We start from the raw sequence: 14242 nt of genomic DNA on the forward strand, positions 1-14242 counted from the left end.
GAACCCTTTCCAACCACTGGCTCCACAGGCTCTGACCTTGGCGTGAAACCCGGGCCCCTTCACTGATCGGCCCGGCGGAGTCCGCCGTCGTACCTTCTGAACAACTTTGGACAGATCGTTAGCTGTCCACGTCAGCTTCGCTGTTCTTCTCTGTCAACACGAGGAACTCTACACACGCCACATCCCAATGTCTACTCCCGCCACCATAGATATGAAGATGCAAGGCTGGGGATCGGCGGCCGCGCTCACCATCTCGGGACTGGTCGGCGAGGCTCTCGGCCAGCAGGACAACGAGTTCTACCGCCCCACCGGCCAGACCTACGACGACCTGCTCGCCTTCACCCGGAAACAAGGTGACGGCTAGCCCGCGAGTCCGCGAGGATCGGCCCATGGGAGTCTTCGTGAAGCGTCGGGGTATCGCGGCGGCTGGATCGGTGGCGGCAGCGTTGGGGATGTTTCAGGCGGAGGTGCGGTTCTACCGGGAGATCGCGCCGGTGATCGGGATCCGCGTGCCGGCCTGTTATCGCGCCGAGGACGGGCCGGACGGCACGCTCCTCGAGCTCGAGGATCTGTCCGAGTGGACCCCTGGTGCCGCGCCTGCCGCGGTCGGCGAGCTCATGCGGGAGTTGCATACGCGCTGGCGCGGCAAAGTGAGCGAGCGGTGGCCGTGGCTGAGGGCGGTTGCTGAGGAAGCGGGACTGATCGAGCGCCTGTACGACGAGGCTTGGCCCCTGCTTGCTGACCGGCCGGAGCTTTCCGAGCAGGCGCGGAAGCTCGGGCGAGAACTTGTCGGCAACGTGGTGGCGGCCGAGCGTCAGATCGCGACCGCGGGCGAGCTGACGTTGGTACACGGTGACCTGTCCGCGCAGAATCTCCGGACGAGTCCGACGGGCGAGATCGCCTTGCTCGACTGGGAAGACGTGACGGCAGCACCGGGAGCGGTAGACCTTGCCTGGTTCCTGCTCTCGTCGGTCGAACCCACCGACTGGCCGGCCACGATCTCGGCGTACGGGGATGACGAAGGCCTGTACGCCGTACTGCCGTCGGCGCTCGTCCAGGGACTGCTCAGCCTCAATGACCACCCGGTCGGAAGCGCTGAGGCGATCGCTTGGGGAAGGCGGCTGGACGGCGCAGCGCTCATGCTGGGCGGCGCTTAGCGCGCTCTGCCGACTTGTCCGGGGTGGAGCGTATAAAGGGCTGTGTGGCTGGGTATCCGGAGTTGATGCATACCGCGCTCGACACGACCGATGTTCGCGCGTTGGCGGAGTTCTATCGGCAGTTGCTTGGGTTGCAGTACAGGCCGGGTGACGAGCGTCCGTCGGAGGACGACGACTGGCTGGTGCTTGTCGACACCAACGGCAAGCGGAAGCTGGCGTTCCAGCAGGTCGACGCGCTTCCCCGCTCGACCTGGCCGGCGGACGACGTACCGATGCAACTGCACCTGGACTTCGCTGTGCCGACGCTCGATGACCTGCAGCGCCACAAGCAAAGAGCAGAGGATCTCGGTGCGACCGTGTTGCTCGATCGCACCGAGGAGGAGGGTGAGCCGCTGTACGTCCTCGCGGACCCGGCGGGTCACCCCTTCTGCATCATGGTCGCCAAGGTCTAGGTCAGGTCGCCCTGCGCCTGGATCTCTGCCTCGGGATTGAGCGGGAGGACGATCTTGAACCACGTCTCGCCGGGCTTGGAGTCGACCCGCAGGTCGCCGTGGTGCTTCTTGACCACGATCCGCCAGGAGATGTCGAGGCCGAGGCCGGTGCCCTCGCCGATCGGCTTGGTGGTGAAGAACGGTTCGAAGATGCGGTTCTTGATGTCGGCCGGGATGCCCGGGCCGGTGTCGCCGATCATCACCACGGCGTAGGCGCCGTCGCGCTTGGTCCGGATCGTCAGCGTGCCGGACCCGTTCATCGCGGAGACGGCGTTGTCGATGATATTGGTCCAGACCTGGTTCAGCTCGGCCGCGTACGCCGGAATCGGCGGCAGCTCCGGGTCGAGATCCTTCACCACGGTGAGTCCCTCGAACTTGCCCGACATCATCACCATCGTCGACTTCAGCAGCTCACGCAGGTCGACGATCTGGTACGGCGCCCGGTCGATCTGCGAGTACTGCTTGGCCGCACCGACCAGCGTCGAGATCCGGGTCACCGAGTCGTCGATCTCGTTCATCAGCGACTCGGTGTCGATCGTGTACATCAGCCAGCGAACGGCACCTTCCAGGTACTCCGGGCCGACCGCCGTCAGCACCTCCTCCATCCAAGGCACATCCAGCCCGACCGCGGCCAGCACCGGCGCGACATCCCAGCTGTTCCGTACGTCGTGGTCATCGAGCCAGTCCGACAGCGAGTCCTCGGCGTCGGACAACTCCATCGGCGACAGCTCGCGCGCCTTCGCCACCCGCTCGACGGCGTCCTCCTGGATCGCGACGATCTTGTGCAGCTTGGTCGAGTCAAGGGTGCCGTCGGCAAGCATCGCGAGCTTGGACCGCATCCCGGCGACCCGCTGGCGCAACGTCGCCGCGGCCCGAACCGCCGCAGCGGCAGGGTTGTTCAGCTCGTGGGTGAGGCCGGCCGACAAGGAGCCCAGGGCAAGCAACCGCTCGCGCTGCCCCATCGTCTCGTTGGTGCGCTGCATGCCCATCACGAAGCCCTCGATCAGGTGCACCGCCATCGGGAACCAGGTGTTCATCATCTCGGCCATCGCGGCCGCGTCGACGACGAAGAACTCCGACGGCTCCAGCACGTACATCGACGCGGTGTAGCCCTTGCGGTCGTCGGCGCCGAAGAAGGCGTTGAACGCACCGGCATACACGCCGCGCTGGGTCGAGCGGTTGATCTCGACCTCTTCGCCCTGGAGCAGCTTGCACATCCGCAGGCCGCCAGTCATCAGCACGTAGCAGCAGGTCGCCTCGTCGCCCTCGGCGAAGACGCGACCCTCCTCGACCGCCTCGACATGGCCGGCCCGGACCAGCCAGTCGAGCTGCTCGTCGGTCAGCGACTCGAACAGGAACAGCGTGCGCAGCTCGTCCCGGGTGATCCGGCGCGGTTCTTCGGTCTCTGTCACAGCCTCGGACACGGTCATCAGAGCATCTCCAGGTATCGGTGCACCAAGGTCACGGCCATCGCGCCGTCACCGACTGCCGAGGCGACCCGCTTGACCGACTCCGCCCGGACGTCGCCCGCCGCGAAGACGCCCGGCATGCTCGTCTCCAGGTGGTACGGATCCCGGTCCAGGGCCCAGCCCGGTGGTCGCCCGCGCAGGTCCGGTCCGGTCAGTACGAACCCTCTCTCGTCGCGCAACAGGTCACCCGGCAGCCAGTCGGTCCGGGGCGCCGCGCCGATGAACACGAACATCCACTCCGTGTCCACCTCCCAGCTCTCCCCGGTGGTGCTGTTGGTGAGCGTCACGCACTCCAAGTGATCAGAACCCTTGCAGGACACCACCTGCGTACAGGTGTGCACCTCGATGTTGTCGATGCCGCCGATCTGATCGATCAGGTACGACGACATGGTCGCCTCGAGTGAGGGACCTCTTACCAGCATATGCACGCGTTTCGCATGCCGGGAGAAATAGACCGCGGCCTGACCGGCGGAGTTCGCCCCGCCGATGATGTAGACCTCCTGGCCGGCGCAGGCCGGCCCCTCGGTCGTCGCGGATCCGTAGTAGATCCCGCGGCCGCTGAGGTCGTCGACGCCGGGCGCTTGCAGCGTCCGGTACGAGACGCCGGTCGCCAGGATCACCGAGTGTGCGGCGATCTCGCTGCCGTCGGAGAACTCCAGCCGCCGGGCAGACCCGTTCGTCTCGAGCTTGACCACCTCGCGGGCAGTCAGCAGCTCGGCGCCGAAGCGGATCGCCTGCCGCCGGGCCCGATCGGTCAGCTGTGCCCCGGACACCCCGTCAGGGAAGCCCAGATAGTTCTCGATGCGGCTCGATTGACCCGCTTGGCCACCAGTCGCCACTTGCTCGACCAGTACTGTCCTCAGGCCCTCACTAGCGCCATACACGGCGGCACCGAGGCCCGCCGGCCCGCCACCGACCACCACGAGGTCGTAGAACTCCTCGGCCGGGTGGGTCGACAGGCCGACCTTGTCGGCCAGGTCGGCCTCGGACGGCGCGACCAGGACCGTGCCGTCCGGGGTGATGATGACCGGCAGCGTCGTACCGTCGATCTCGGCGGCCGCGAGCAGCCGTTGGCTCTCCTCGTCGTCGACGCCCATCCAGCGGTACGGCACGGCGTTGCGGGCGAGGAAGTCGCGGGCAACGAAGGACGGGGCTGACCAGCGGTGGCCGATCACCCGGGTCTCGTCGGAGGGCACGTCCGGGGTGGACTTCCACAGGTCGAGCATCGAGTCGACCACCGGGTAGAGCTTCTCCTCCGGCGGGTTCCACGGCTTCAGCAGGTAGTGGTCGAGGTCGACCACGTTGATCGCCTGGATGGCGGCGTCGGTGTCGGCGTACGCGGTCAGCAGGACTCGGCGGGCGAGCGGGAACAGGTCCATCGCCGCTTCGAGGAAGTCGATGCCGGACATCCCGGGCATCCGGTAGTCCGCGAGCAGCAGGGCGACGGGCTCGCCCCGCAGCTTGAGCTCCTTGAGCGCCTCAAGAGCTTGGTCCGGGGACTCGGCCCGGACGATCCGGTTCTCCTCGGCGTACCGGCGGCGCAGGTCGCGGGCGATCGACCGGGAGACCCCCGGGTCGTCGTCCACGGTCAGGATCACCGGGCGGGTTGTTGACGTTGGCATGCCTCTTTTATACAAGCGCCCGGCGAATTCCGGGCGCCGTTCATCCACAGGCTTATTACGGCAGGGCGGCGAGGTACGGGGCGTGGCTGTTCTGGAACTCCCAGTTGTAGTACTTGTCCCAGTTGATCGACCACGTCATCAAACCGCGGAACGACGGCGAAGAACCGCCGCGAAGGCTGTATCCACCGCAGTTCTGGCCCTTCACCAGGCAGTCGAGCGCGGTATGAACGGCTGCCGGGGCGGTGTAGCCGTTCCCTGCGCTGGTGGCCGCCGGGAGCCCGAAGGCGATCTGGTCCTCGCGGAGCCCGGGGAAGGTCTGGCCGGTGGTGCCGACCGGGAAGCCGGCCTTGATCATGTCGGTCATCGCGATGTGGAAATCGGCGCCGCCCATCGTGTGGTACTGGTTGTCGAGCCCCATCACGGGCCCGGAGTTGTAGTCCTGGACGTGCAGCACGGTGAGCGAGTCGCGCAGCGCGTGGATCACCGGCAGGTACGAGCCGCGCCGGTTGTCACCACCGTTGCCACCGTCGCCGTAGAACTGGTAGCTGATCTGCACGAAGAACGTCTCGGGCGCCATCGTCAGGACGAACCTCGTCCCGTACTTCGCCTTGAGCGTCTTGAGCGCGCTGATCAGATTGACGACCACCGGCGTCGTCGGGTTGCGGAAATCGGTGTCGCCGGGGTTGAGGTAGAGCGAGTGGCCCTCGAAGTCGACGTCGAGCCCGTCGAGGCCCCAGCGGTCGATGATCGCGCTGACCGAGTTGACGAAGGCATCGCGGGCTGCCGCGGTGGTGAGCTGCACCTGACCGTTCTGGCCGCCGATCGAGAGCAGCACCTTCTTACCCTGGGCCTGCTTGGCCTTGATGGCCGCAAGGAAGTCGGCGTCGCTCTCCACGTTCGCGCACTCGCTGGCCGGGCAGCGGTTGAAGCGGATGTCGCCTGACGTGACAGAGGTCGGTTCGCCGAAGGACAGGTTGATGATGTTCCACTGCGACGGGATGTCGGCCATCCGGACGTAGCCGGAGCCGTTGGCGAAGCTTGCGTGGAGGTAGCCGATCAGCGCGTGCTTCGGGAGGCCGGTACTGGTGCAGCCTGAGGTGGTACCGGAGGCTGCTGCGCTCTTGGCGGACTCACCGTTGCTGTTGTACGCCGCGACTGTGTAGCTGTGGCTAGTGCAGGCCGCTAGTCCGTCGACGCTGGTGGAGGTGCCGGTGACCGTCTTGACCACGTTGGAGCCCTCGTAGACGCGGTAGCCAGTCACTGTCCCCGTCGAAGCGCCCCAGTTCAGGGAGATCGCGCTGCTAGTAGTACCGGTCACAGAAGGAGTCCCCGGTACTCCGGGAGCGCCGCCGGTCGGTGGGGTGCCGCCAGGGCCATCGAGGTTCACGTCATCGGCCTGGTACGCCGGTTGGCCGTACCACCCGTGCAGGTAGATCTGCGCCGACGTCTGACTCGCCCCACTCGTGAAGGCGACCGTCAGTTGCGTGTAGCCGCTCGCGGAGGGCGTCCAAGTGGAGGCGCCGCCTGTCACCCCCAGGTAGACGTATGAGCCGCGCACCCAAGCAGACAACGTGTACGCCGTATTGGGCTGCACCGCGACCGTCTGGCTGCACTGGGCGAAGTCCGACCCGGACACCGCTCCGTTGAGCGCGAAGCCCCCGCTGTGCGTCGGGCTGGTGATCACCGAGCCGCCGGAGCAGGTCCAGCCGCTCAACGAGCCCGCCTCGAAGCCGGGGTTGGTCAGCAGGTTCGCCGCCTGCGCGGTCTGGGCGACGCCGACCAGGCCGGCGACAACGAGCAGGAAACCGACGACAGCGGCAGAGAGCCGTGAACGCATGGGCGGACCTCCAGCGGTGAGAGTGCATTAAGTAGAGAGCCTTCAAAACTCACCGTCAAGGCATCGCGGTGTCGGAAAGCCGCCGCTGTGGGAAATCCGCCGGGGGTGGCAGTTTTTCGCCAGCGGAATCGCGGCCGCTGTGCTCACCACCGCCGCTTTCACCGCAACCGCGGGGAACGCGGCGCTCACCGAGCCGCCAGCCGGCTCGCCCCAGCCGGACAACCTGGCCGGCGCCCTGCAGCTCCCCCACTTCGCCCCCGGTCGGTACGTCGTCACGCTGGCGGACAAGCCCCTTGCGACCTACCAGGGCGGTGTAGCCGGACTCAAGGCCACCAAGCCGGCCAAGGGTAAGAAGGTCGACACCACGGCCCCGGACTCGAAGCGCTACAGCAACTGGCTCGGGAGCCGCCAGAACACGGTCGCCGCCGCAGTTGGCGCCAAGGCGACCCGGCACTACTCGACCGCTGTCAACGCCTTCGCTGCCTCACTGACCAGCCAGCAGGTTTCCGCGCTGAGCAAGACCCCCGGTGTGGTCGCGGTGACCCCGGACCAGCTACACCAGGCGCTGGACGACAAGAAGCCCACTGACTTCCTCAAGCTCTCCGGAAACACCGGGGTCTGGAAGGCGCTGGGTGGCAACGCCGAAGCAGGTAAGGGCGTAGTGGTCGGTGTCGTCGACACGGGCATCTGGCCGGAGAGCGCCTCTCTGTCTGGCCCCAAGCTCGGGACCAAGCCGTCGGACACCACCCCCTACCGGGTCGGCGACAGCATCGTCATGCACAAGGCGGACGGCAACGACTTCACTGGCTCCTGCCAGGCAGGTGAGGACTTCACTGCCGACCTGTGCAACACCAAGCTCATCAGTGCCAAGTACTTCGGCGACGCGTGGCTCGGCGCCACCCCACCCGAGGCCCGGGCCGACTACGCCTCCCCGCGCGACGGTGAAGGCCATGGCACGCACACTGCGACCACTGCGGCCGGCCGTGCGGGTGTGGACGTCTCCGAGAGCGGCATCAACTTCGGCACGATCTCCGGTGTCGCCCCGGCCGCCAAGGTCGCCGTCTACAAGGCGTTGTGGACCGGGAAGGACGGAGTCGGCTCCGGCGGCTACACGTCCGACATCCTGGCCGCCATCGACCAGGCTGTCGCTGATGGCGTCGACGTCATCAACTACTCCGTGGGCTCCATCTTCGAGTCCGCGCACACGGACCCAGTGCAGCTCGCCTTCCTGTCTGCTGCGTCCGCGGGGATCTTCGTCTCGGCCGCTGGCGGCAACTCGGGCCCGGAGCCGTCCTCACTCGACAACACCTCGCCGTGGGTCACTACGGTCGGCGCGAGCACAGTGGCGCCGTACGAGGGGACAGTGGTTCTTGGCAACGGCGTGAAGTACGCCGGGCTGAGCACGTCGATCGCTTCCACGGTAGGCGCCAAGGCACTCGTCACCGGGGCTGCTGCCCGGGTGACCAGCGCTACGGAGTACGACGGATCGCAGTGTCTGCCCAACACGCTCGACTCGGCGCAGGTGGCCGGGAAGATCGTGGTGTGCGACCGGGGCGTCGGTGCGCGAGTCGACAAGTCGGCTGAGGTCAAGCGAGCCGGTGGCGTCGGCATGGTCCTGCTCAACCTCACCGGCCAGGACATGGTGGCCGACTCTCACTCAGTACCGACCGTGCACCTCAACACCCCCGGATCCCTGTCAGTGAAGGCCTACGCCGGTACTGCGGGCGCCACGGCGCAACTGGTGCTGGCAACCTGACCTCCACCGTCACGCCGTACCCGCAGATGGCCGATTTCTCGTCGCGTGGGCCGTCACTGTCGAGCCACGGCGACCTGCTCAAGCCGGACCTCGCTGCCCCCGGTGTGAACGTCCTGGCCGCAGTAGCCCCGCCCAGCAACGCCGGACACAGCTACGCCTTCTACTCCGGTACTTCGATGGCCGCGCCGCACATTGCCGGCCTGGCCGCCCTCTACCTGGGCAAGCACCCCGACTGGACGCCGATGATGGTCAAGTCGGCTCTCATGACGACCACTAGTGACGTGAAGACCGCTACTGGCGCCGTCGACAACGACCCGTTCGCTCGGGGCGCTGGTGAGGTCCAGCCGTCGCGCATGCTCGACCCTGGGCTCGTGTATGACTCGGGCGACGCTGACTGGCTCGGGTACCTCGAGGGGAACGGTGTTGACACCGGTACCGGCGTACCGGCGATCGATCCGAGCAACTACAACGCTCCGTCGATCGCTGTCGGGGAACTGGTCGGCACGCAGACCATCACGCGTCGGGTGACTGCGGTGACCGGTGGGCTCTACCGGGCCACCGTGTCCGTGCCTGGCATGAAGGCGGTCGTCACGCCGTCGATCCTGAACTTGCAGACCGGCCAGACGAAGTCCTTCACCGTCAAGCTCACCCAGGACACCGCTCCGTCGCACGAGACGACCAGCGGCTGGCTCACCTGGCAAGGCGCCGGTACGTCGGTACGCAGCCCGATCGTGGTCGTCCCGACCTCGGTCATCGCTCCGACCAACGTCACTGGCTCGGGTGCCTCCGGCTCAGTCTCCTTCGACGCGACGGTCGGCAAGGCCGGCGTACCGATCCGGGCCTACGGGTTCACCTCTGCGCCGCAGGTGCCGGGTGAGGTACCCGCTGGTGCCGCTGACGCCGACCTCCCGAACTACCCGGTCACCGTGACTGCAGCCACCAAGGCAGTCCAGTGGAACATCAAGACGGTCGACCCGGCCGGCAGCATCTGGATGGTCCTCTACAAGGTCGTCAACGGTCAGATGCAGCTGCTCTCCTTCGAGGGCACCGGCGCCAACGAGGCCTCGGCAACCGTGGCCGCTCCTTCGCCGGGTGTGTGGGGCGTACTAGCAATCACACTCTCCAACCCACCAGGCGCCGACACCACGAAGTACACGATGCAAACAAACATCGTGACCGGTGGTGGCTCGCTGAAGGTCACGCCGACGACAGCACCCGCGGCAGGCAAGCCCTTCCAGGTAACGGCTTCCTGGTCCGGCCTGCCGACCGGTCAGCGCTCGACCGGCTTCGTCGAGTTCCCCAACCGCGCAGGAACAGTAGTAACCGTCAACTAGTCGCCTAGTGCGCCGTGCCGGGAGTTGCGTTAGCGATAGCGGTGGTCAGGTGCGTGCCTCGTGGTGGCGGAGGGAAGGCCTCGATGTTTTTCCATCGTGGCCTTTCCTCCGCTGCCGCGAGGTGCGTGCCTGGGCGCCGGTAGCGCAACGGAACTCCCGGCACGGCGCACTAGATCCAGCGCCGGCGTGCAGCTTGCACGCCGGCCTGGAATCGGGTCTGCGCGCCGAGGGATTCCATCAGCGCGCGGACCCGGCGTTGCGTAGTACGGGGACTAATACGCAGGTGGCGGCTGATCTTGTCGTCGGTGGCTCCGCCGGCCAGGAGGAGAAGGATGTCGCGGTCGGCGGGGCGTAGGCCGGCTATGTCGCCGTTGAAGGGTAGGGCCGGCATGGGGATGGCTAAGGCCCACAGCATCTCGCAGGTGGCGATCAGGCCGTCCAGTAGTCCGGACGAGCGGATCAGCAGGTGGTAGTCGCCCGCTGCCCGCTTGGTCAGCCCGATGAGTGCTGTGTCGTCGTCGGCGATCGCCATCTTCATCGGGACCTGCGCGAGCACGCGGCTGACCTCACCGGCCGACTGCAGCTCGGGCAGCACCCCCATGATGTCCTGGCTCTCGAACACCTCGGTCCCGTAGATCGCCCGGTAGCCCACGCCCGCCTGCAGCCGATCCAGCTCCAACTGCTGCTGGGACGACGGCGGAGTCACATACGGCGGCCGATCCAGCACCCGTACTTCGCGCTTCGCATCCTCCTGCAGCCGCTCATAGGTGCGAAGCAGCGTCGGCCCGTCCTCGATCAGCTCGACCTGGTCGCCCGCCAGCACGGGCTTCCCCCGCGACCCGCGCAGCTCATCAGCAACGCTGCGCAGCCGGTTGAGCTGAGCATCCAGCTCGTCCAGCGGGTCGGTGAGGATAGCCTGCCGCGGGGGACGGCCCGCCCTGGTCCTCGACTTCATCTACCAACTGCGACCTCTTCGAACGTTCCATCTCCAACGATGAACCACAGACTAGACCGGCCTGCACCCGGTTGACAGCGTTGTCTCGTCACGGCCCACAACCAAGACAAGGCCAGACACCCCCACAGCTGACACATCTCCCATCTACCCCTGCCGCGGCCAACCGCAACCCACTGAGCGCGGTGAGGCTCGGCTCAGACGCCGGAGCGGAGTCGGGTGTGGCACCTGGTGGCGGGGTGGGGACGGGCGTAGTCCCGGATGGTGAGTTCGTACTACTGGCAGTCGGGAGCCAACGGAGCTTGGTGGTCCCGTGGTGGCCGTGGACTGCGAGGACGGCGGCGATTCCGCCCTCCCAGGCTGACGTCGCCGGCCAACGCCCCCGCCAGCGCAGCGTCACCGTGCCGTCGGACCACTCGACTCCCTCAGCGACGGTGACCAGCGCCGGCGTACCAGTTGATGCTCCGGCCACAGCCCCCGTCATCGGCGAGGCGCCGGACGGGCGAACCAGGTGGAAGAGCCTTGGCTCTGGCTGCGCGGTGCTCATGGTCCAAGATTCGTTGGTGCGGGGGTGTGGTCACCAGGTGTGAGCTGTGGGCTGTCCAACAGCCCACAGTCACCGCCGCCGCCCACACCCAGCAGCCCGACTAAGGGCCTGCAACGCCTTACAGGGTTGGGCTTCGGACAGCGTCGCAGCCGGTTCTGTCGGTAGGCCCTTGTAGGTTCGCGCTACGCACCGCAACCACCAAGCGTGACCAGTGGGCCGGCTAGCCCGGCAACTCGACAGGAGGAGGATCCTGTGGCTGAGTTCGGCGTGCAGTTGAGGCAGTCCCGCCAGGCAGCCGCCCTGAGCTTGCGGCAGCTTGCCAGCCGGGTTGGCTACGACCACAGCTACCTGTCCCAAGTCGAGCGAGGCCGCCGTCCCGGCTCAGCCCACCTCGCCACACTGTGCGACCGCGAGCTAGGCACCACCCCAGCCTTGTCGGCCGCCTACGAAGGTGCCTACCCCTCATCCCGGCCGATCGCCGCCAGTGCTCCCGCCCCCGAGTCCGCCTCCTGGACAACCCCCGACGCCGAGCCGGCGGCCGGGGTGCCCGCGGCCGGTGGGGTGGCCGGGTCTGGCGGGGTGGAGTTGTTGGAGGTGGTCAGGCATGAGTTGGCTGGGGCGTTCGGGCCGGGGCGGGAGGTGGCTGAGTGGCGGGCGGTGGTGGCCGGCCACGCGGAGGAGTTCGCCACGACTCCATCGGCCGAGCGGTTGCCTGAGCTCACGGCGGATCTGCAGTTGCTGCGGACCGGGGCCGCCTCTGGTTCGGCGGCGCTCGCTGGACCGGCGGCCGAGTTGGCTGTGCTGATCGCTTTGACACTCGCTGAGCTGGGCAGGCTCCGCTCGGCCGAGCGATGGTGGCGTACTGCTCGGGCGACCGCGGACGGCTGCCCCGAGCGGCGGATTGCCAGCATGGCCCGCAGTTGGGAGGCGGCGAGTGGCTTGGCCGAGCACCGCTCCTTGCCTGGGCTTCTCGAGCTGGCCGATGACGCGCTGACGTTGGCCGATCAGCCAGCCGAAGTTGCCCGCGCTCTGGCTGCACGCGCCCGCGTGCTGGCCGCACTGGGTGAGTCAGCCCCGGCACGGCAGACGCTGCGCGATCTCCAGGCAGTGACGGCCGACCTACCCGGCCGCTCGGCGGTGGGCGGGCCGTTCGGGTGGGTTGATTTCGAGGCCAGTGCTGTCGAGGGGCGGGTGTGCGCGGCGCTCGGGGACACGATCGGGGGCTATTTGGCTCTCGACCAGGCATTGGGCGCGGGTTCGGCCGGGACCACCGAGCGGGCCGAGTTGGAGTTGGTGGTCGCCCAGTGCCTGGTGCTGGACGGCGACACCGCGGCCGGATTGGCGGTGGCGATGCGAGTCCTGGTTGAGCTGCCCGACCAGTGGCACACCCACCACTTGTACGACACCGCCGGCCACGTGCTGACCGCAGTACGGGGCAGTGATCTCGTGCGAGTGGCAGTGCGGGACTACCGGGAGTTGTTGAGGCGTCGGCCGTATGACAGCCGCACTGTGGGCATCGGGTCGAGTTCCGGTGGGCGGCAGGGGTAGCGTGCGGAGGATGACGGCTGAAAATCGGGCGGCGGCGTTGGCAGATGTGTGGGATTTTCCGGTTGAGCTGCGGGCTGACCCGGCGACGGCGGAGGTCCGTGCTGGGGTGTTGGCCAAGCCTGGGTTCGGGCAGGCCTTCACTGACCACATGGTGCTTGCAGCCTGGACTAGTGAGCTTGGGTGGCATGACGCGAAGGTGACGGCGTATGCGCCGCTGAAGGTCAGCCCGGCTGCTGCGGTGCTGCACTATGCGCAGGAGATCTTCGAGGGACTGAAGGCGTACCGGCATGAGGATGGGTCGGTGTGGGCGTTCCGGCCGGAGGTCAACGCGGCCCGGTTCAAGCGGAGCGCGCAGCGGCTTGCGCTGCCGGAGGTACCGGAGGAGGCGTTCATTGCTGCACTGCGCGCACTGGTGACTGTGGACGAGGTGTGGGTGCCGCCGGCTGGTACTGGTGAGACCAGCCTGTACTTGCGGCCCTACATGATCGCTACAGAGGCTGCACTGAGCGTGCGGCCTGCGCGGGAGGTGCTGTTCGGCGTCATCGCCTCACCTGCCGGCGCGTACTTCGATACCGGACCCAAGCCGGTCTCCATCTGGCTGTCCAGCACCTCGATCCGGGCTACCCCGGGCGGGACGGGCGCTGCCAAGTGCGGGGGCAACTATGCGGCCAGCCTGGCGGCTCTGGCCGAGGCGGTGGCCAATGGGTGTGACCAGGTTGCCTACCTCGATGCAGTGGAGCGCCGCTGGATCGAGGAGAGCGGCAGCATGAACCTCTTCTTCGTGTACTCCGATGGGCGCATCGCCACGCCGGAGCTGTCGGGGTCGATCCTCGAGGGCGTCACCCGGGACTCAGTACTGCAGATGGCGGCCGATCTGGGGCACAAGGTCGAGGAGCGGCGCATCTCGGCCGACGACTGGCGTGACGGCGTACGCAGCGGCGAGATCACCGAGGTCTTCGCCTCCGGTACTGCCGCAGTCATCACGCCCATCGGCCGCCTGGCCTGGGACGGCGGTGAGGTGACGATCGGCGATCACTCCGTCGACCACGGCGTAGGCCCGGTCACCGCCACCCTCCGCAAGTCCCTCCTCGACCTCCAGCACGGTCGCTCCCCCGACCCCCACAACTGGCTGACCCGCCTGGCCTAGACCTGCGGGAGAGGTTCGTGGCGGCCTACGCCGGTTTCGTCGGATTCGTCGGTGGTGACGATGGCGTAGGCGCCAGGTGGGATGCCCGGGAGCCGGGCCACGTCTGCGGCGATCGCCAGCAGGGTTTGCTCGTCGGCGCCAGTCAGGAAGAAGAGGTAGTCGCCACCTAGCTCCTCGCCGTCGGCGTAGAGCTCGAACTCGCCGGATTGCTCTCGCTTGGCGAGGTAGTCCTCGACCACGGCGACCCAGCCGAACTCGACCTCCAGGCCGGGCTCGGGGGCGACTTCGGAGCCCGGGTCGTCGACTAACCGGACGCGGGTCTCGACCAGCGGGATGTGGATCTCGACGACGAGTTGAGCCATGGCGGTGGTCTCCTGGATGG

The 14242-nt window shown here is 67.5% G+C and carries 12 protein-coding genes; 7 read left to right on the plus strand and 5 right to left on the minus strand.

Going from position 1 to position 14242, the window contains the following annotated elements:
* Nucleotides 1-211: 211 nt before the first annotated feature.
* From AB0M15_RS33225 to AB0M15_RS33235, 3 genes are read left to right on the plus strand one after another with little or no spacing between them, the layout of a single operon-like run.
* Nucleotides 212-364, plus strand: coding sequence for a hypothetical protein (locus tag AB0M15_RS33225; protein WP_363827199.1), 153 nt, complete (start codon nucleotides 212-214; stop codon nucleotides 362-364).
* Between the two features lie 25 nt (nucleotides 365-389).
* A complete protein-coding gene (locus AB0M15_RS33230) occupies nucleotides 390-1157 on the plus strand; it encodes a phosphotransferase (protein WP_363827202.1) in 768 nt (255 codons plus the stop codon).
* A 44-nt stretch (nucleotides 1158-1201) separates the two neighbouring features.
* A complete protein-coding gene (locus AB0M15_RS33235) occupies nucleotides 1202-1609 on the plus strand; it encodes a VOC family protein (protein WP_363827205.1) in 408 nt (135 codons plus the stop codon).
* Here the strand turns inward: AB0M15_RS33235 and AB0M15_RS33240 are convergent.
* From AB0M15_RS33240 to AB0M15_RS33250, 3 genes are read right to left on the minus strand one after another with little or no spacing between them, the layout of a single operon-like run.
* Nucleotides 1606-3078: an ATP-binding protein gene (locus AB0M15_RS33240; RefSeq protein ID WP_363827208.1), complete on the minus strand. Its 1473-nt coding sequence runs from the start codon at nucleotides 3076-3078 to the stop codon at nucleotides 1606-1608. The two genes, AB0M15_RS33235 and AB0M15_RS33240, sit on opposite strands and share 4 nt — an antisense overlap.
* Nucleotides 3078-4739, minus strand: coding sequence for an FAD-dependent oxidoreductase (locus AB0M15_RS33245; protein WP_363827211.1), 1662 nt, complete (start codon nucleotides 4737-4739; stop codon nucleotides 3078-3080). Before AB0M15_RS33245 ends, AB0M15_RS33240 begins: the two co-directional genes overlap by 1 nt.
* Nucleotides 4740-4794: 55 nt before the next feature.
* On the minus strand, nucleotides 4795-6576 hold the full coding sequence (locus AB0M15_RS33250) for a glycoside hydrolase family 18 protein (RefSeq protein WP_363827214.1): 1782 nt from the start codon (nucleotides 6574-6576) through the stop codon (nucleotides 4795-4797).
* Nucleotides 6577-6715: 139 nt separating this feature from the next.
* Between AB0M15_RS33250 and AB0M15_RS33255 the strand changes: the two genes are divergently transcribed.
* Nucleotides 6716-8332 (plus strand): S8 family serine peptidase, encoded by a 1617-nt coding sequence (locus tag AB0M15_RS33255; protein ID WP_363827221.1) that lies wholly within the window; start codon nucleotides 6716-6718, stop codon nucleotides 8330-8332.
* Nucleotides 8329-9666, plus strand: a complete 1338-nt coding sequence (locus AB0M15_RS33260) for a S8 family serine peptidase (RefSeq protein ID WP_363828227.1) — start codon at nucleotides 8329-8331, stop codon at nucleotides 9664-9666. The genes AB0M15_RS33255 and AB0M15_RS33260 overlap by 4 nt, the downstream gene beginning before the upstream one ends.
* 169 nt (nucleotides 9667-9835) lie before the next feature.
* On the opposite strand, the gene AB0M15_RS33265 is transcribed toward AB0M15_RS33260, so the two are convergent.
* A complete protein-coding gene (locus tag AB0M15_RS33265; protein WP_363827223.1) occupies nucleotides 9836-10621 on the minus strand; it encodes a helix-turn-helix transcriptional regulator in 786 nt (261 codons plus the stop codon).
* Nucleotides 10622-11417: 796 nt separating this feature from the next.
* Here AB0M15_RS33265 and AB0M15_RS33270 point away from each other — a divergent pair.
* A complete protein-coding gene (locus AB0M15_RS33270) occupies nucleotides 11418-12713 on the plus strand; it encodes a helix-turn-helix transcriptional regulator (protein ID WP_363827225.1) in 1296 nt (431 codons plus the stop codon).
* 1 nt (nucleotide 12714) lies between these two features.
* Nucleotides 12715-13860, plus strand: a complete 1146-nt coding sequence (locus AB0M15_RS33275) for a branched-chain amino acid aminotransferase (protein WP_363827228.1) — start codon at nucleotides 12715-12717, stop codon at nucleotides 13858-13860.
* Here the strand turns inward: AB0M15_RS33275 and AB0M15_RS33280 are convergent.
* Entirely contained in the window at nucleotides 13857-14222 is a 366-nt protein-coding gene (locus AB0M15_RS33280) for a hypothetical protein (RefSeq protein WP_363827231.1), read from the minus strand. The genes AB0M15_RS33275 and AB0M15_RS33280 overlap by 4 nt on opposite strands.
* Nucleotides 14223-14242 lie beyond the last annotated feature (20 nt).

Source organism: Kribbella sp. NPDC051718, assembly GCF_040681515.1.
Lineage (GTDB): Bacteria > Actinomycetota > Actinomycetes > Propionibacteriales > Kribbellaceae > Kribbella.

Bases quoted from the DNA above. Each gene is read 5' to 3' on its own strand.
- AB0M15_RS33225 (WP_363827199.1), top strand. From the start codon at position 212: ATGAAGATGCAAGGCTGGGGATCGGCGGCCGCGCTCACCATCTCGGGA.
- AB0M15_RS33230 (WP_363827202.1), top strand. From the start codon at position 390: ATGGGAGTCTTCGTGAAGCGTCGGGGTATCGCGGCGGCTGGATCGGTG.
- AB0M15_RS33240 (WP_363827208.1), bottom strand. From the start codon at position 3,078: ATGACCGTGTCCGAGGCTGTGACAGAGACCGAAGAACCGCGCCGGATC.
- AB0M15_RS33245 (WP_363827211.1), bottom strand. From the start codon at position 4,739: ATGCCAACGTCAACAACCCGCCCGGTGATCCTGACCGTGGACGACGAC.
- AB0M15_RS33250 (WP_363827214.1), bottom strand. From the start codon at position 6,576: ATGCGTTCACGGCTCTCTGCCGCTGTCGTCGGTTTCCTGCTCGTTGTC.
- AB0M15_RS33265 (WP_363827223.1), bottom strand. From the start codon at position 10,621: ATGAAGTCGAGGACCAGGGCGGGCCGTCCCCCGCGGCAGGCTATCCTC.
- AB0M15_RS33280 (WP_363827231.1), bottom strand. From the start codon at position 14,222: ATGGCTCAACTCGTCGTCGAGATCCACATCCCGCTGGTCGAGACCCGC.